This window comes from Nevskia sp., from assembly GCF_023266035.1.
Lineage (GTDB): Bacteria > Pseudomonadota > Gammaproteobacteria > Nevskiales > Nevskiaceae > Nevskia.
The window spans coordinates 1-17023 of record NZ_JAHFRY010000103.1 but is presented as its reverse complement, the minus strand read 5'-3'; the positions used below and the strand labels follow the sequence as shown (position 1 = coordinate 17023).

13 protein-coding genes and 1 other RNA gene are annotated in these 17023 nt (G+C 64.6%); 7 read left to right on the top strand and 7 right to left on the bottom strand.

Features of this window, described 5'->3' with window-relative positions:
* Positions 1-140 precede the first annotated feature (140 nt).
* Positions 141-611, bottom strand: a complete 471-nt coding sequence (locus tag Q0D45_RS15530) for an RDD family protein (protein ID WP_293394656.1) — start codon at positions 609-611, stop codon at positions 141-143.
* A 119-nt stretch (positions 612-730) separates the two neighbouring features.
* Between Q0D45_RS15530 and Q0D45_RS15525 the strand changes: the two genes are divergently transcribed.
* Positions 731-2002 (top strand): MFS transporter, encoded by a 1272-nt coding sequence (locus Q0D45_RS15525; protein ID WP_293394652.1) that lies wholly within the window; start codon positions 731-733, stop codon positions 2000-2002.
* 83 nt (positions 2003-2085) lie between these two features.
* Here the strand turns inward: Q0D45_RS15525 and Q0D45_RS15520 are convergent, their stop codons facing one another.
* From Q0D45_RS15520 to Q0D45_RS15510, 3 genes are all read right to left on the bottom strand, one after another.
* Positions 2086-3234 carry a DUF5938 domain-containing protein gene (locus Q0D45_RS15520; protein ID WP_293394649.1) on the bottom strand — a complete coding sequence of 383 codons (1149 nt, stop codon included), beginning with the start codon at positions 3232-3234 and terminating at the stop codon, positions 2086-2088.
* Positions 3235-3307: 73 nt separating this feature from the next.
* On the bottom strand, positions 3308-5323 hold the full coding sequence (locus Q0D45_RS15515; protein ID WP_293394646.1) for an acetoacetate--CoA ligase: 2016 nt from the start codon (positions 5321-5323) through the stop codon (positions 3308-3310).
* A gap of 124 nt (positions 5324-5447) precedes the next feature.
* A complete protein-coding gene (locus Q0D45_RS15510; protein ID WP_293394643.1) occupies positions 5448-7079 on the bottom strand; it encodes an alpha-D-glucose phosphate-specific phosphoglucomutase in 1632 nt (543 codons plus the stop codon).
* 79 nt (positions 7080-7158) lie between these two features.
* Between Q0D45_RS15510 and Q0D45_RS15505 the strand changes: the two genes are divergently transcribed.
* The 5 genes from Q0D45_RS15505 to Q0D45_RS15485 all read left to right on the top strand — a co-directional run bounded on the left by Q0D45_RS15505 (position 7159) and on the right by Q0D45_RS15485 (position 11846).
* The gene (locus Q0D45_RS15505) at positions 7159-7653 is read left to right on the top strand and encodes a DUF1249 domain-containing protein (RefSeq protein ID WP_293394640.1); all 495 of its coding nucleotides are present in this window, start codon (positions 7159-7161) and stop codon (positions 7651-7653) included.
* A gap of 13 nt (positions 7654-7666) precedes the next feature.
* Entirely contained in the window at positions 7667-8206 is a 540-nt protein-coding gene (locus Q0D45_RS15500) for a cytochrome b (RefSeq protein WP_293394637.1), read from the top strand.
* Between the two features lie 139 nt (positions 8207-8345).
* A complete protein-coding gene (locus Q0D45_RS15495; protein ID WP_293394634.1) occupies positions 8346-8825 on the top strand; it encodes a rhodanese-like domain-containing protein in 480 nt (159 codons plus the stop codon).
* Positions 8826-8978: 153 nt separating this feature from the next.
* Positions 8979-9905, top strand: a complete 927-nt coding sequence (locus tag Q0D45_RS15490) for a family 2A encapsulin nanocompartment shell protein (RefSeq protein ID WP_293394631.1) — start codon at positions 8979-8981, stop codon at positions 9903-9905.
* Between the two features lie 15 nt (positions 9906-9920).
* On the top strand, positions 9921-11846 hold the full coding sequence (locus tag Q0D45_RS15485; protein WP_293394628.1) for a family 2A encapsulin nanocompartment cargo protein cysteine desulfurase: 1926 nt from the start codon (positions 9921-9923) through the stop codon (positions 11844-11846).
* Between the two features lie 52 nt (positions 11847-11898).
* Here the strand turns inward: Q0D45_RS15485 and Q0D45_RS15480 are convergent, their stop codons facing one another.
* Both Q0D45_RS15480 and Q0D45_RS15475 read right to left on the bottom strand, forming a co-directional pair.
* Positions 11899-13626 (bottom strand): sulfatase-like hydrolase/transferase, encoded by a 1728-nt coding sequence (locus tag Q0D45_RS15480; RefSeq protein WP_293394625.1) that lies wholly within the window; start codon positions 13624-13626, stop codon positions 11899-11901.
* Positions 13627-13709: 83 nt separating this feature from the next.
* Positions 13710-15065 carry a phosphomannomutase gene (locus Q0D45_RS15475; protein ID WP_293394622.1) on the bottom strand — a complete coding sequence of 452 codons (1356 nt, stop codon included), beginning with the start codon at positions 15063-15065 and terminating at the stop codon, positions 13710-13712.
* Positions 15066-15234: 169 nt separating this feature from the next.
* Here Q0D45_RS15475 and ffs point away from each other — a divergent pair.
* Positions 15235-15331: signal recognition particle sRNA small type (gene ffs, locus Q0D45_RS15470), an RNA gene on the top strand.
* 59 nt (positions 15332-15390) lie between these two features.
* Here the strand turns inward: ffs and Q0D45_RS15465 are convergent.
* On the bottom strand, positions 15391-17023 hold a 1633-nt coding region (locus Q0D45_RS15465), incomplete at its 5' end, for a glycosyltransferase family 39 protein (protein ID WP_293394619.1).

The window sequence follows — 17023 nt, the reverse complement described above, 5'->3', positions numbered from 1 at the left end:
GGGACAAGGATGATGGCCGCCTGTTTGCGGCTTCCACCGCCGGTTTCATGGCGTTTGCGCTGACCGCCGATGCGCTGAAGGTGGAAGTGGTCGATGACCGCAACCGCGTGCCTTACACGATCACGCTGAAGCCCTGAGATCTATCCGCGCGACTGATCGAAGCGCACCGGCTGCGGCCCGCGTCGCCGGCGGATCACCACGGTGCCGGCCAGCTTGTCGTGCCAGCCCTGCTTGCGCGCATCGAAAGCGACCCAGATCAGGCCGAGGCCGAACGGAATCGTCGACACGAAGTAGCCGACATAGCGCAGCAGCGCCTGCTGCGGCGTGATCGCGCCGCCGGTGCTGGCATCGACGATGGTTGCGGCAATCGCCATCTTTCCTGGCGTGGCCCGGCGCAGCAGCCAGAACAGCACCACCGATACTGCCGGCAGCAGCCAGGAAATCAGGAAGTCGGCCGGGCCGCGGACGAAGGCGGCTTCGGGGTCGAAGTAATCCCAGCCGTAAACACTGATCGCCAGCGGCATGATCACCAGCAACAGCAGCACGCTGTCGATGACGCTGGCCCAGACCCGGATCCAGAATCCTGCGTACTCGAAATCGGCTTCGTTCATCGTGAGGTTTCCTGGCCGACTGATGGCGGCATTCGTTGGCCAACGGTAGCGAAGAATTCATTGCAGTGCGGCGATCGCGCAGGCTGTTGCAAAGCGGGCCGCCTGCGTAGGCTGTGAGCATGCCGCCTGAAACCCTGATGCCTGCCGAATCGCGCTCTCCCGGGCCTGCCGCCGCAGCGCGCACAGCGCCCTTGCTGCTGCTGACCAGCCTGTATCTCGCCCAGGGCCTGCCGTATGGTTTTTTCACCCAGGCGCTGCCGGTGCTGATGCGCGAGAACGGCGCTTCGCTGAAAGCGATCAGCGCCACCGCCCTGCTGTTCATCCCGTGGGCATTGAAGTTCCTGTGGGCACCCCTGGTCGATCACGTCGGCACGCGGCGCAGTTGGATTCTGCCGATCCAGTTTGTCGCTGCGATCGGTGCGGCGCTGCTGGCCTTGATCGATCCCGCGCGCGGTTTCCTCGCCGTGTTTGCGGCGGTGTTCGCGTTCAACGTGCTGGCGGCCGTGCAGGATGTGGCGACCGACGGCATGGCGGTGCGTCTACTCGACGCGCAGGCGAGGGGACTCGGCAACGGCATTCAGGTCGGCGCCTACCGCATCGGCATGGTGCTCGGCGGTGGCCTGCTGCTCTGGGTCTACGCGAAGCTCGGTTGGGTGGCGATGTGTCTCGGCATGTCGGCCTTGCTGGCCCTGACCTGCGTGCCGGTGCTGCTCTATCGCGAAGCGTCGGATGGCGCAGCGCGCAAGGCCAGGCCGCCGCTGCCAGTGCTCGCCGCCGGCTGGCTGCCGCGCTTGCGACTGCCCGGCATGCTGGCGCTGCTGGCTTTGGTCTGCGCCTACAAGTTCGGCGATGCGATGACCTCGTCGCTGGTCGGGCCGATGCTCAAGGATGCGCACTGGTCGACTGAGGAGATTGCCATCGTCAAGGGCACGCTCGGTTCGATCATGAGTCTGGTCGGTGCTGCGGCCGGCGGCTGGCTGGCGTTCCGGCTCGGCCGGCGACGGGCGCTGTTCGGTTGCGGCATCGCCCAGGCGCTGAGCTTGCTGTTGTACGTGGTGGCCGCCGGTGCGCCGGACGATCGTGCGCTGGTCTGGAGCGCCTGCATCACCGAGCACCTGTTCGGCGGCATGGCGACGGTGGCCTTGTTCACCCTGATGATGGATGCCTCGGACCCCGAGCACGCCGGCACCGATTACACCTTGCTGGCCTGCGCAGTTCTGGTCGCGCAGGGGCTGGCGGCGTTCACGGCGGCGGCGATCGGCGATGCCTACGGCTATGTCGCGACGTTCACAGCGGCCTTGGTGTTCTCCGCGCTCGGCTGCCTGTTGCTGATTGCTGCACTCGATCGTCGGCTGGGCCCGGCACGGTTGGATGAAGTCTGGAAGCGCTAGGCGTCAGCCAATAAAAAGCCGCCCCGCTGCGTTCGGCAGCGGGGCGGCTAGATCATCTGAAACTCAGTCGATCAGCCCGGCAATCAGGCGGCGACGGTCAGCCCGTTGCGGGTCAGCTGCGGCGCGCTGACCAGGCCGAAGGCTTGCAGCTGGCCGAGCAGTTCGCGATGGCCGAACGCTTGGCAGCCGGACGCGAAGCCAACGCGCTTCGGCGGCGCCTGCAGCAGGTAGTAGGCGAGATAGGCCTGGAGCAGGCCGGTCTGCTTGTAGTTGCAGATGCCGTGGATCACGCAGTGCGCGCGGCCGAGCGGACCGCTGGCGTGGACCGAGTCGACCGAGGTGTTCTCGCGCGGGTTCTCGCGCGGTGGCATGCCGGCCTGCAGGCTCGCCGCCATGTCGGACAGCGCCTTCTCCTGCTCTGCCTTCGGCAGCTTCTTGATCTGGTCTTCGACGACACCGGTGATCTGCACCACGCCTTCCATCACCGGGCGTGCGAACACGCCGCCCTGGGCCTTGCAGTTGGCAACGCGCGGATCGTTCTTGAACCAGACCGGATGCGCGGTGCCGCCCCAGGGCAGCGCCATCGCCGTTTCATGCTGGCCGGGCACGATCACTTCGGATTTCGCCGTTGGCGACCACTGCACGTACTTGTTCTGTTCCAGGTAATAGAAGTTGGCTGTGAGGATGCTGAAGATGGTCTGCGTCGAGGCGTAGGTCGGGAAGCCCTTCCACAGCACCAGGATGTCGAGCGTGTCGAGGCCTGGCTGTTCGAGGCAGATGTTCGCGGCGATTTCGCCGGTCGTGTACATCTGCGCAACGCCCGGCGACAGCAGCAGATTCTTGGCGGCGAACTTGGCGCCCCAGGTTTCCTCGGCGTGCATCATCCAGTTCTGCTCGCCGTTGGTATCGGTGTAATGGCAGCCGGCGGCCAGCGCGGCTTCGACCGCTTCCGGGCCGAACTTCATGAACGGGCCGACCATGTTGCAGACCACCTTGGCGCCGCTGAACAGCTTGGTCAGCGCTTCGACGGTGTGCTCGACTTCGACGATCTCGTACTCGGCGGTCTCGATGCCCGGCACCTTGTCGAGCACTTCCTTGATGCGCTTGGCGTCACGGCCGGCGGCGATGAACGGCACGCGGTATTCGCGCAGGTATTCGGCAACCAGGCGGCCGGTATAGCCGGTGACGCCGTAGATCACGACGGGCTTCTTGGCGGAGGCGGAACTGCTCATGCGGGATTCTCCTCGGGTTGTTGGGACACTGCGGCCGCATGGCCGCAAGCCTCAGGGGGTGCTTGAGGGCGCTTCAGGCGCGCCACTGGTAATCGCTGGTCGTGCCGGCGAAATCGACGAACCAGTCGATCGCCGCCGGATTCATCATCGCGTCGCGGCTGGCGGCTTTCTCCAGCGGCCAGCCCATCAACAGCTTGCGTACCGGCACTTCCATCTTCTTGCCGGTGAGCGTGTAGGGCAGGATGTCGAGCGCGTAGACCTTGTCCGGCACGTGGCGCGGCGAGCAGTCCTCGCGCAGCTTTCTGGCGATGCGCTGGACCAGGCCGTCGTCGAGCGCGTAGTCGGGCTTAAGCCGGATGAACAGCGGCATGAAGAACTGGCCGCCGGGCAGTTCGCAGCAGACGATCAGGCTGTCAGCGATCTCCGGCAACTGCTCGACGGCGCGATAGATTTCGGCGGTGCCGATGCGCACGCCGTAGCGGTTCAGGGTCGAGTCCGAACGGCCGTAGATGTAGCAGCCACCGCGCGCGTTGACCTTGATGAAATCGCCGTGGCGCCAGACGCCGGGGAAGACTTCGAAGTAGGACTCGCGGTAGCGCTTGCCGCCTTCATCGTTCCAGAACTTGATCGGCATCGACGGGAACGGGCTGGTCACCATCAGCTCGCCGACTTCATCGGGGCCGGCCGGCGTGCCGTCATCGCGCCAGGCGTGGACATCCATGCCGAGCATGCGCGCCTGGATTTCGCCGGCATGCACCGGTAGCAAGGGCACGGCGCCGACGAAGCCGGAGCAGATCTCGGTGCCGCCGGATTGCGAGGTCACCCACAGGTCCTGCTTCACGCAGCGATAGAACCAGGCGAAGGTTTCCGGCGTCGATGGCGCGCCGGCAACGATCACCGATTCCAGTCGCGATAGATCGTAGAGCTTGCCCGGCTCGAGCCCGGCCTTTTCCATGATCTGCACATAGGTCGGACTGGCGCCGAACGACGTGGTGCCGGTATCGGCGGCGAGCTGCCACAGGAAGTCGATCGAGGGATGGGCCGGGTTGCCGTCGTAGAGCACGGCGGCAGCACCGGTCAAGAGTGCTGCGAACAGCAGGTTCCACATCATCCAGCCGGTGGTTGAGTAGAAGAACATCACCGATGTCGGCTTCAGGCCGAGATGGAAATGCATCACCTTCAGGTGTTCGAGCAGCACGCCGACATGGCTGTGGACGATCGCTTTCGGCAGCCCGGTGGTGCCCGACGAAAACACTATCCACAGCGGATGGTCGTAGGCGACCTGCTCGTAGCGGAAAGTCTCGCGCGGCACATCGGGATGATCGAGCAGCGAGCTCCAGGCGAGCACGCCGGGCAGCGCTGGCAGTGCAGCGGCCGCGTCCAGATACGGCAGCCAGACGATGTGTTCGAGCGTCGGCAGTGCGGCGGCGATGCTGCGCACTTCGCTCTCGCGCTTGAAATCGCGACCGCCGAAGCGGTATCCATCGGCAGCGAACAGCAGTTTCGGTTCGATCTGCGCGAAGCGCTCGGTGACCGTGCGGGTGCCGAACTCCGGCGCTGCCGAGGACCAGACGGCGCCGATCGCCACCGTCGCCATCATGGCCACCGCCGTTTCCGGCACGTTCGGCATGTACGACACCACGCGATCGCCGGGCACCACGCCGAGCGCACGCAAGCGGGTGGCGACGATGCGCACCTGGCGGCCGAGTTCCTGCCAGCTCAAGGTCGCCAGCGGGCGATTCTCCGAGCAGTGATGGAAGGCGATCTGGCCGGGCGCCGCCGTGGCTTCGTGACGCAGCAGGTGCTCGGCATAGTTCAGCCGGCTGCCTTCGAACCAGCGCACGCCAAGCATCTCGCGGCTGCTGACCACCTGCTGATACGGGGTTTCGGCGCGGACTTCGAAGTAATCCCAGACCGCTGCCCAGAACGCTTCGATCTCGGTGACCGACCACTGCCGCAGCGCTTCGTAGTCGGCAAACTTCAGCTGGCGGGTGTCATCGAGCCAGCGCATGAACGCAGCGATGTTCGACGCATCGGCGAACTCGCCGCGAGGACTCCACAGCAACTGGCCTTCCTGCGTCGTCGACATCGTCGCACTCCTGCGCGCACATCCGGGGTTGTTCTTATCGTTATGAGTTCGAGTCTGAAAGCCCGAATCGTCAGCCCGGAAAGTGTAGCCGCTATGCTTGCCGCAACTGCCTGAGGGCAAGCCCTCAGGTGATCACGCTCGGTCCCTTGCGGCCGGTCAGTTCGTTGAGGCGGACGATGCGGTCGGCGATCTGCGCCAGCGGAGCCAGTGCTTCGCTGGTCGACCAGGCGAGCTGGTCGGCAGCGGTCTCGTAGCGCTCCAGATACAGACGCAGGGTCGCGCCTTCGGTGCCGGTGCCGGACAGGCGCAGGATGATCCGCGCCGCGTCGCCGAAGACGATGCGCAGACCCTGGCCGGTGGCGATGCTGCCGTCGACCGGATCGGTGTACGAGAACTCGTCGGCCTGGCTGATCGTCCAGTCGCCATGAGTGCTGCCGATCAGCGACGGCAGCGCCTTGCGCAGGGTATCGACGACAGTGTTCGCAGCGGTGACCGGCAGCTCGTCATAGTCGTGGCGCACGTAGTAATGGCGGCCGTGGCTCGCCCAGTGCGCATCGGCGAGCTGCTGCACGCTTTTGCCGCTGGTGGCCAGCACGTTCAGCCAGGCGAGCACCGCCCAGAGGCCGTCCTTCTCGCGTGTGTGGCTCGATGAGGTACCGAAGCTTTCCTCGCCGCACAGGGTCAGGCGGTCGGCATCGAGCAGGTTGCAGAAGAACTTCCAGCCAGTCGGCGTCTCATAGCATTCGACCTTCAGTGCCTTGGCGACGACATCGACCGCGCGGCAGGTCGGCATCGAGCGGGCCAAGCCCTTGAGGCCCTGCTTGTAGCCCGGCAGCTTGGTGAGGTGCGCTGCGAGCATCGCCAATGAATCCCCGGGCGAGATGAACAGGCCGCGGCCGAGGATCATGTTGCGATCGCCATCGCCATCACTGGCGGCGATCAGGTCCGGCGATTCCGCGCTCATCGCCAGATCGAGCAGATGCTTGGCGTAGATCAGGTTCGGGTCCGGATGACCGCCGCCGAAGTCTTCCAGCGGTGTCGCGTTGATGACGCTGCCGGCCGGTGCGCCGAGCTGCTCGATCAGGATGCGTTGGGCGTAAGGCCCGGTGACCGCGTGCATTGCATCGAAGCAGATGCGGCCGCCGCGCTTGAACCAGGCACGGATCAGATCGAAGTCGAACAGGCTCTGCTGCAGCCTGGCGTAGTCATCGACGCTGTCGACGACCTCGATCAAGGTGTCGCCGAGCTGCTGGCTGCCGCAGTGATCGAGATCGACGGAACCGCCGTCGAACAGGCGATAGCGGCTGATCGTCCGGCTTGCTTCATAGATCTTGCCAGTCAGCGCTTCCGGCGCCTGTCCGCCACCGGCGATGTTGAACTTGATGCCGAAATCGCCATGCGGCCCGGCCGGGTTGTGGCTGGCGGTGAACAGCAGGCCACCGGCAGCATCGTGGACGCGGATCAGGTTCGAAGCGGCGGGTGTCGACAGGATGCCGCCTTGACCGACCACGACCTTGCTGATGCCATTGCCGGCAGCCATCGCGATCGCGGTCTGGATCGCCACGCGGTTGTGATAGCGGCCATCGCCGCCGATCACCAGGGTGCTGCCCTTCAGGCTGGTCTCGACATCGAAGATCGCCTGCAGAAAATTTTCCAGGTAATGCGGCTGCAGGAAAACGGCCACCTTCTTGCGCAAGCCGGCGGTGCCGGGCTTCTGGTCATTGTAAGGCTGGGTCAGCTGTTCGCGGACAGACATCAGGATTTGTTCTCGATCAGAAAAAACATTGATAGCGCAAGCCTGTGCCGGCCTGCGTTCCTATCTTATAGTCGGGCTCATGCAAGCCGACATCACTACCTCCGACCGCTGCCCCTGCTGCGGCCAGCCGCGCCGTATTGCGCATCTGGTCGATCTATATGAGCGCAGCTATCGCCTGCTCGAACGCCTGGTGCCGGAACTGAACCTGCCGTTCGATCGTGCGGTGTCGAAGTCGGCTACCGATCTGCCGCTGGTGCTGACCGTCGTCGAGCGCGCACCGTACACCGCCGAACTGCGGCTGACCTACGAATTCAAGGATGAGAACGGCGAGCGCCGTCTCGAGCCGGATCTGTGGATCAAGGTCTATCGCGATGCCCGGGTCGCCGAAGCGCTCGACTGCGGTCAGCGGCCCACCTGGCTGGCGCAGATGTTCGGTGACGCCCAAGCCCATGACTACCTGCACGACCAGTGGGGCCGCAACCACATGCTCGCCAAGTGGCTTGAATACCTGCTCGATCACGGCCATGGTTTCGCGATCGCGGCGCGGCCCCGGAATTTGAAGCCGGCGGCCTGAGTTCCTGCCCAGCATGTCCCGAACCGATCGCTACAGCGGCATCAGCATCGTTCTGCACTGGCTGATGGTGCTGCTGATCGTCGCCGCCTACAGCCTGATCCTGAGCCGCAGCGAATTCCCGAAAGGCAGCGAGGCGAGGGCGTTGGTCAAGATGCTGCATTTCTCGATCGGTCTGAGCATCTTCGCCCTGGTCTGGGTACGCATCGCGGCGCGTCTGGCGAGCGGTCCGGCACCGGCGATCACCCCGGCGCCGCCAGCCTTGCAGCAGAAGGCCGCGAAGCTCGCGCACTTCGCGCTGTACGGGCTGATGATCGGCATGCCGATCGGCGGCGCGCTGATCCTGAGCTTCGAAGGCCATGCGCTGCCCTGCTTCGGCCTGTTCGAAATCCAGCTGCCGATCCCCGAGAACAAGGATTACGCCGACCTGTTCGAAGACCTGCACGAAACCGGCGGCACGATCGGCTATTTCCTGATCGGTCTGCATGCGTTGGCGGCTCTGTACCACCATTACTTCCTGCGTGACGACACGCTGAAGCGGATGCTGCCGCGCTGAAGCGAGCGATCGTTTTAAATTCTATTTAAGTCTTTTAAAAGCTTTTCTGATTACTTTATTCGTATAACGATCGCACCTAGATTGCTCGGCATCCGCAGCGGCCTGAGAGGGCCGGGCACCGCACCCTCAAGGAGCTTTCATGCCGTACGACACCATCGCGCCGATCAGTGCCGCCGCTGCCGGTCCTTTCGCTGCTGACGTGGCTGCTGCCGGTCATTCCTCGCCCTTGCCGAATGGCGGCAGCCTGTCTCCGGCCGAAGCCTGGGAACTGATTCAGGGCGGTGGCGCCTCCTTGGTCGATGTGCGGACCGCCGAAGAACTGAAGTTCGTCGGCCAGGTGCCGAACAGCCTGCACGTTCCCTGGGCCACCGGCACGGCGATGACCCGCAACCCGCGCTTCGTGCGTGAGCTGGAAGCAAAGGTCGGCAAGGATCGCCCGGTGTTGCTGTTGTGCCGCAGCGGCAAGCGCTCGGCACTGGCCGTCGAAGCAGCGATCAAGGCGGGCTTCACCCAGATCGCCAACATCGCCGAAGGTTTCGAAGGCGATATCGATGCGCTGGGTCATCGTGGCCTGTCGAACGGCTGGCGTTTCCACGGTCTGCCGTGGGTGCAGGACTGAACCTGCCAGACGCCGCAGCTCAGAACTGATCTGTATGAACAGCGCCAGCGGGCAGCCTAAAAAGTTGCTCGTCGGGGCTTGAAGCCGGTAGCCGCTGTCACACCAACCGATCAGACTTAAGCTTATTCACAACCGATCTGAAGAGAACTTCTCATGGCTGATTCCGTACCGCTGCCGACCCTGGGCGATGTCGCTGCCCACAAGCTGGCCAATACCACCAAGACGGTTGCGCAATATTCCAACATCACGCCGCGCTGGCTGACCCATCTGCTGCAGTGGCAGCCGGTCGAAGCCGGTGTGTTCCGCGTCAACAAGGTCAAGAATCCGGCCGACATCCGCACCGCCTGCTCGGTGACCGAAAGCGGCCAGCTGCCGAATTCCTTTGTCGATTACGACGAGAACCCGCGCGAATACTGGCTGAAGCAGGTCGCCACCAAGCTGAATATCGCCACCCGGGTATCGGATCTGCATTCCAGCCCGTACGACCAGATCAAGGAACAGCTGCGCCTGATCATCGAAACGATCAAGGAGCGCCAGGAAAGCGAGCTGATCAACAACCCGGACTACGGCCTGCTGGCCAATGTCGCCGAATCGCAGCGCGTCTATCCGCTGACCGGCGCGCCGACGCCGGACGACATGGACGAGCTGTTGACCAAGGTCTGGAAGGAGCCGGCGTTCTTCCTCGCGCATCCGCTGGCGATTGCCGCCTTCGGCCGTGAGTGCACGCGCCGTGGCGTGCCGCCGCCGACGGTCAGCCTGTTCGGCTCGCAGTTCATCACCTGGCGCGGCGTGCCGCTGATCCCGAGCGACAAGCTGCCGATCGCCGATGGCAAGTCGAAGATCATCCTGATGCGCGTGGGCGAGAAGCGCCAGGGCGTCGTCGGTCTGTTCCAGCCGGGCTTGCCGGGCGAGCAGAGCCCGGGCCTGTCGGTGCGCCTGATGGGCATCGACGACCATGCGATCGCCTCCTATCTGATCTCGCTGTACTGCTCGCTGGCGGTGCTCACCGACGATGCGCTGGCGGTGCTGGAAGACGTGGAAATCAACAAGTTCCACGACTATCCCGACACCTACAAGTAAGGTCGCGAGGCTCCCATGAGTGTCTCGGGCAGCGGTCTCGACGTCGCCGCGCTGCAGGCGATGGCCAATGCGATGTTCAGCGCGCCGCCCGGCGCTGAACCGGCATTCGGTCAGGCGCCGGCGGCGCCTAGCGGCCCCATCAATCTCGGTTCGCCGCTGCCGACTGGCGGCATTGCGGTGGCCGGGCAGAACAATCCCTTGCCGGTGGCAACCACGCTGCCGATGACGCCGCCAGTGCGCACCACGCAGCCCGGTGCCGCTGAACTGGCGGCGCCGCCTTCGTTCATCACGCCGAGAGTGGTGCCGACCCAGGCGCAGACGCCGGACCTGCATGGCCTGCAGAGCACAGTGCTGCCGGCCATGCCGAAAGGCGGCAACGGCTTCGCCGGTGTGCCGGAAGGTTTCGCTGCATTGTTGCCGGGCACAGCACCTGCGCCGAATCTGTCCGATGCCGCGGTGCCGTCATCGGCGCAGCCTCCGAGCAGCCCGTACTACTTTCTCGGCGATGCTTCGTCGGCGAGTGGTGTGCCGGCATCGCCGCCGTTGAATCTGACGCGCTTGTCCGATCCGTTCGGACTGTCAGCGCCAACGCGGATCAGCCCCGAGTTGCCGTTGTCGTCGGCGGCAGCGCCGGCTAGTCCTTCGGCGCCCAGCTTCTACTTTGCGGATTTGGGCGAGAAGCCGGCGGCACCGAAAGTCCCGCCGGGCCGTGGCATCTTCGACGTCGCCACTGTGCGCCGCGATTTCCCGATCCTGTCGACAAGAGTCAGCGGCGGCAAGCCACTGGTCTGGCTCGACAATGCGGCGACGACGCAGAAGCCGCAGTCGGTCATCGACCGCATCTCGTACTTCTATGCCAACGAGAACTCCAACATCCATCGCGCCGCGCATGAACTGGCAGCGCGAGCGACCGATGCCTACGAGTCCGCGCGCAAGAAGGTGGCGAACTTCATCGGTGCCTCGAGCCCCGAGGAGATCATCTTCGTGCGCGGCACCACCGAAGGAATCAACCTGGTTGCCCAGAGCTGGGGCAAGCAGAACATCGGTGAAGGCGACGAGATCGTGATCTCGCATCTCGAGCATCACGCCAACATCGTGCCCTGGCAGATGCTGGCGGCCGAGAAGGGCGCGGTGCTGCGGGTGATCCCGGTCGACAACACCGGACAGGTGCGGCTCGACGAGTATCAGAAGCTGCTGAGCAGCCGTACCAAGATCGTCGCGGTCACCCAGGTCTCGAATGCGCTGGGCACCGTGGTGCCGGTCAAGGAGATCATCGACCTCGGCCATCGCTACGGCGCCAAGGTGCTGATCGACGGCGCGCAGTCGGTGTCGCACATGCGGGTTGATGTGCAGGCGCTGGATGCCGATTTCTTCGTCTTCTCCGGCCACAAGCTGTTCGGGCCCACCGGTATCGGCGTCGTCTACGGCAAGCGTGACCTCCTCGAGCACATGCCGCCGTATCAGGGTGGCGGCAACATGATCGAGGATGTGACCTTCGACAAGACGGTCTACCAGGGGCCGCCGGCACGCTTCGAAGCCGGCACCGGCAACATCGCCGATGCGGTGGGTCTGGGTGCGGCGATCGATTACATCGAACGCCTCGGCATGGAGAACATCGCGCGCCAGGAACACGATCTGCTCGAATACGGCACCGAAGCGCTGTGCCGCATTCCCGGGCTGTGCATGATCGGCACCGCCAAGCACAAGACCAGCGTGATGAGCTTCGTGCTCGAAGGTTTCACCACGGCGGAAGTGGGTCAGGCGCTCAGCGAGGAAGGCATCGCGGTACGCTCGGGCCATCACTGCGCGCAGCCGATCCTGCGTCGCTTCGGGCTGGAATTCACGGTGCGGCCGAGTCTGGCCTTCTACAACACCTTCGAAGAGATCGACTTGCTCGCCGCGACCGTGCGGCGACTGTCCCAGACGCGGCGAAGCGGCTGACCTGTACAAAAAAAGCCCGGGTTTCCCGGGCTTTTTTGTATGCGCTGCTTGGCTACTCGACGACCGGAAAAAGCCCGACTTCACGCCCGAAGATGCGAGTCTTGTAACTGTCGACGAGCGTCTTGTCCGGGCAGTCGTCGAGCATGCCCTTGCACAGCCGGCGCATCGCCGACAGCGACTCGAAATAGTTGTCGCGTTCGACGCCGCTGGTGTCGACCAGCAGCCCCGGCAGGAAAGCGATATCCATGATCGGCACCGGCGTTTCTCGGGGCACCGGATAGTTGCTGCGCACCTGAAACTGGGTGACGTTCTTCGGCTCGGGCAGCTTGTAGCGGTACGGCGGCGAGTCTTCTTCGTAATAAGCCTGATGGTCGCCGAAGTAGCCGAACACGGCTGGCCGCGCATCCTTGGCGAACAGATAGTCGTTGACCGTCTGCACCGCGCCATCGAGTGTCACCAGGCGATTGACGTAATCGCTCAGCCGGGCGGCGAGGCTTTTCGGAATCGGCACCTTGTCGAGCTTGTAGTCGATGTGTGCGTGCTTGTCGTAGGGCGCGTGTTCCTTCACCGACAGGAAGTACAGGAACAGCGGCTGGGCGCCGTTCGGGCCGGCGCGGTGCTCGCGGATCAGCTTGATTGCCGCCTCGGCCATGCGTGGCGTTTCAGCGATGTCCCACTCGTCGCCGGGATACTTGTCGTACTCGGGGAAGTCGCGCAGGGTCAGGATCTGGTCGGCGCCCATCAGGTCGTAAGTGCGGCCGGCGCCGTAGAAGCGCTTGAAGGTCGGCATCAGCACGATCGTGTGATAGCCCTGCGCCTTCAACACCCGGAACAGATTGGTCTGGGTGCGGGTACCGATGGTGGTGAACACGCGGGCGCGATGGGCGCCGAAATCGTCCGGCACCAGACCGCTCAGTGCCGAGAACTCGGACAACCAGGTCTTGCCGCCAAAGGTGTGGGTGCGCAGCAATCCCATCGCACGGGTTTCCGGGCTGCGCTCGAACATCGGCAGCGGCGGCAGTACCGCACCCGGCAGCTGGAACTGACGCGGGTTGAAGGTCGATTCGTGCAGCCACAGCACCACGTCCGGATGCGTTGGCAAGACCGGCCGAGCCTGCTCGCCAAGCGCGACCTCGGCAGTCAGGAACGGCGTCGGATCGCCCTCGTGCAGCGGCACCTCGAACTCGTAGATCTGCAGCGAGAACAGCAGTCGGCTGACCACCCCGCACTTGTTCGCGGTGTTGCAGTTGGCATCGTCGAGCCAGACTTCCCAGGTGTGGTGATGACGCAGCGTGGTCAGTGCGCCGACCAGCGCGAGCGCTACCACGGCAGCGCCGATACGCAAGCTGCGTGGCAGGCGAGCGCTACGCGGCGTTGCCAGAGTGGCGTCGACGATCAGCAGCAGCAGCACGGTGCTGAAGCCTGCCAGAGTCGTGTAGATGCGCGGGTACTGGCGGACGATGGTCCAGTTCGCCGGTTCGGTCACGAACGACCAGTCGGCAACGATCAGCCGGGTGTAGAAGTAGATGAACTTCAGCTCGCCCATGCCGTAGATGAACAGCGCGAACGCCGCCGCGATCGACAGGCTCCAGACCCAGCGGCCGGTCAGGCTCAGCAACAGCGCCAGCGGTAGCAGGAACAGGCTGGCGTTGATCAGCAGGCACCAGGCGTCTGCAGAGTCCTGCACCGACACGAACAGCGCCGCGCCGATCACCAGGCAGCGCAGCAACAGCAGCAGAACCCGTGCGACCGCAGTCGCACGGTACTTCAAAGTACTCAACGAAGACCGCCGTTGCTCGCGTCGCGAGGACGGCTAGGGGATGTGGCGCGGGCGGTCTTGGTCAAGGATGAAGGTAGTTTCGGTCAGGTCGCGTCGATCAGGGCGAGAAGCTCGGCAGTCTTCGCTTCCATCAGCCCCGGGTTGGCGCGCGATTCTACATTCAGACGCAGCACGGGCTCGGTGTTGGAGCCGCGCAGGTTGAAGCGCCACTCGGCGAACTCCACCGACAGACCATCGACCTTCTCCACCGTTGCGTCGCCGGTGGCGTACTTGGCCTCGACCTTGGCGATCGTGCCCTTCACGTCCGACACCTTGCGGTTGATCTCGCCCGAGGCCGGGAACTTGGCCTGGCGGTCTTCGACCAGCTGCGACAGCGTCATGCCGCTCGCCGAAATCAGGCCGGCGACCAGCAGCCACGGGATGTTGCCGTTGTCGCAGTAGGCGAAATCGCGGAAGTAGTGATGGGCGCTCATCTCGCCGCCGTAGATCGCGTTCTCCAGGCGCATGCGCTCCTTGATGAAGGCGTGGCCAGTCTTCGACTGGATCGGCAGGCCGCCGGCGGTCTTGACCATGTCGACCGTGTTCCAGGTCAGGCGCGGGTCATGGATGATCTTCGCGCCCGCTTCGAGCTTGAGCATCGCTTCGGCCAAAAGACCCACGATGTAATAGCCCTCGATGAAGCCGCCCTTCTCGTCGAACAGGAAGCAGCGATCGAAATCGCCATCCCAGGCCACCCCGAAATCGGCCTTGTGCTCGATCACGGCAGCGGACGTCGCCGAGCGCATCTCCGGCAGCAGCGGGTTGGGGATGCCGTTCGGGAACGTGCCATCCGGCTCGTGATGGATCTTGATGAACTCGAACGGCAGGTGCGGCTCCAGCGCATCGATGACCAGGCCGGCCGAGCCGTTGCCGGCGTCGACGACGATTTTCAGCGGCTTCAATACTTTCGGATCGACATAGCCGAGCAGATGCTTGACGTAGTCCGGCCGGTAGTCGTGCAGGGTGCGCTTGGCTTCGCCGGTTGGCGCCGTCGCGGTCGACGCGGCGGTGGCTTCTTCGAGCGCGCGCAGGCCGGTGTCGCCGGAAATCGGGATTGCACCGCCCTTGACCAGCTTCATGCCGTTGTAATCCATCGGATTGTGGCTGGCGGTGACCATGATGCCGCCGTCGATGCCAGGCTGGAACGATGCGAAGTAGACCTCTTCGGTGCCGCCGAGGCCGATGTCGACCACTTCGACGCCGCCTTCGACCAGGCCGTGGGCCAGCGCATTCAGCAGCTCGGCGCTGGACAGGCGCACATCGCGGCCCAGCGCGACGCGCTTCGGAGAGAACGCTGCGGCATAGGCGAGGCCGAGGCGATAGGCAACGTCGACATTCAGTTCATCGGGAACGCGGCCACGGATGTCGTAAGCCTTGAAGCAGGGCAGGCGCAGAGTCATGAGTTTGGGTCTTTGGTGTGGGGTTTCGGTATCGCGGCGAAGAGCATGCAACAGGTCGGGGTGCGGCCGATGTAAACAAAGCAGGCTGTATGCCCGCATGCCGCGAAATCACATGCAGAAATTATGCTTGAGCTTCGCGGCCACAGAGCGGACAATCCGCGCCGGTCCGCGCTGGTGCCCCCGCGACGGCAAGCCGTGAACCCCGCCAGGCCCGGAAGGGAGCAACGGTAGCGGTGCAGCCGGGCGCCGGGGTGTCGCTAGTGCGGGCCACTTTTTCCAAGTTGCATCGATACGGCTCGCCTGGTGCGAGCCGTTTTCGTTTGCCTCAGCGGCCGCCTTCGCTCTGCCTCAGCAGCAGTGCCACGCCGCCCTTCTTGAACTCAGGAATCAAAGTCACGCTGGCACCCAATTCGCGCTGCAGATCTGGAATCCGGTCCAGCTTCACGAATACCAACTCGCCCGGTTCGGGCAGGCGGTTCGGGGTGATCGCGCCGCGGTAGACGCTGAAGGTCGGCAGGAAGGTGCGATAGCTGACCGTCGACGTGCCGAGTTCCTTGGCCCGCAGCGCGGCTTCCCGCACTGGCAGCTGCTGGGCGGCGGCGAGCACCGGGATGAAGCCGAACCAGACCAGCATCGACAGCGCCATTCCGGCACCGAGCAGGGCCTGCCAGGCGGCGGTCCTGCGCCGGAACAGCAGCACCAGGATTGCGACCAGCACCGTGCCGCTGAGGATCGTGTAGTCGAGCCCGAACGAACGCGCGGCCAGCGAGACGATGCCGGCTTCGTAGGGGCGATCGCCGTCGATCGGAACCATCGGCAGCACCCAGGGCAGGCTGGCCAGCAGCAGGGCGAACAGCAGCGCTGGCAGCAGGGTCCAGAACTTGGCCGGCAGGCGGTTCCAAGCGCGGCCGAACAGCACGAACAGCGGCGTGCAGCCGTACAGCAGGTAATGCGGCAGCTGGGTGCCCGAGAACGAGAAGAACAGGAACACGAAGGCGAACCAGAGCAGCAGGAACACGTCGAGCGGATCAGGCTTGCGCAGCCGCGCGAACGTGCCCGGCAGCAGCGCCGTGAACGGCAGCACGATCAGCGGCAATGCCGCGACGTAGTACCAGAGCTTGCCGCCGTGCCCCTGCATGGTGCTGCCGTAGCGGGTCAGGTTGTGCTCGAACAGGAAGTGGAAGAAGAAATCGGTCTGGCCGGTCATCGCCAGCGGCGCCATCCACAGTGCGACCACGGCCAGGAACACCAGCCAGCCGTAAGGATCGAACACGGCGGCAAGCCAGCGCAGCGGCTGACGCTGGCTGAGGTAGAAGACCAGGGAGACGATCACCGGCAGCGCGACCGCGATCGGCCCCTTGGTCAGAAACCCCAAGCCCATCCACAGATAGATGCGCAGCAGCTTGCTGCGGGTCGGCGCCAGCCAGTGCTGGTAGATGCCGAGCATTGCCAGGGCGATCCACAGATTCAGCATCGCATCGGCGATCGCCGCGTGGCCGATGACGCTGGACGTCAGGCTTAGAGCGACCGCACCAGCAGCCAGCAGCGCGGCATTGCGGCTTGCAGTGAACATGAAGGTGGCGCGGAACACCACGAACATCCAGGCCGAGGCGCAGAGCGCGGACGGGAAGCGGAAGCCGAGTTCGTTGGCGCCGAACAGGCTCACCGAAGCCGCCTGCGCCCAATAGATCAGGATCGGTTTGTCGTAGCGCGGCTCACCATTCAAGGTGGTGATCAGCCACTGGCCGCTGGCGAGCATCTCGCGCGTCGCCTGGCTGAAGGCGCCTTCGTCGAGATCGAACAGCGGTACCGCCCACAGGTTCGACCAGAAGCCGAGCAGCACCGCTGCGAACAGGAACCCCAGATGCGCTGCGGACAGCCGTTCCGTCTCAAGCACGATTGCGATCTGCCTCGTCGATGCCGAGCCGCGCGGCGGCCGGATCGGCCAGCTGCGCCCA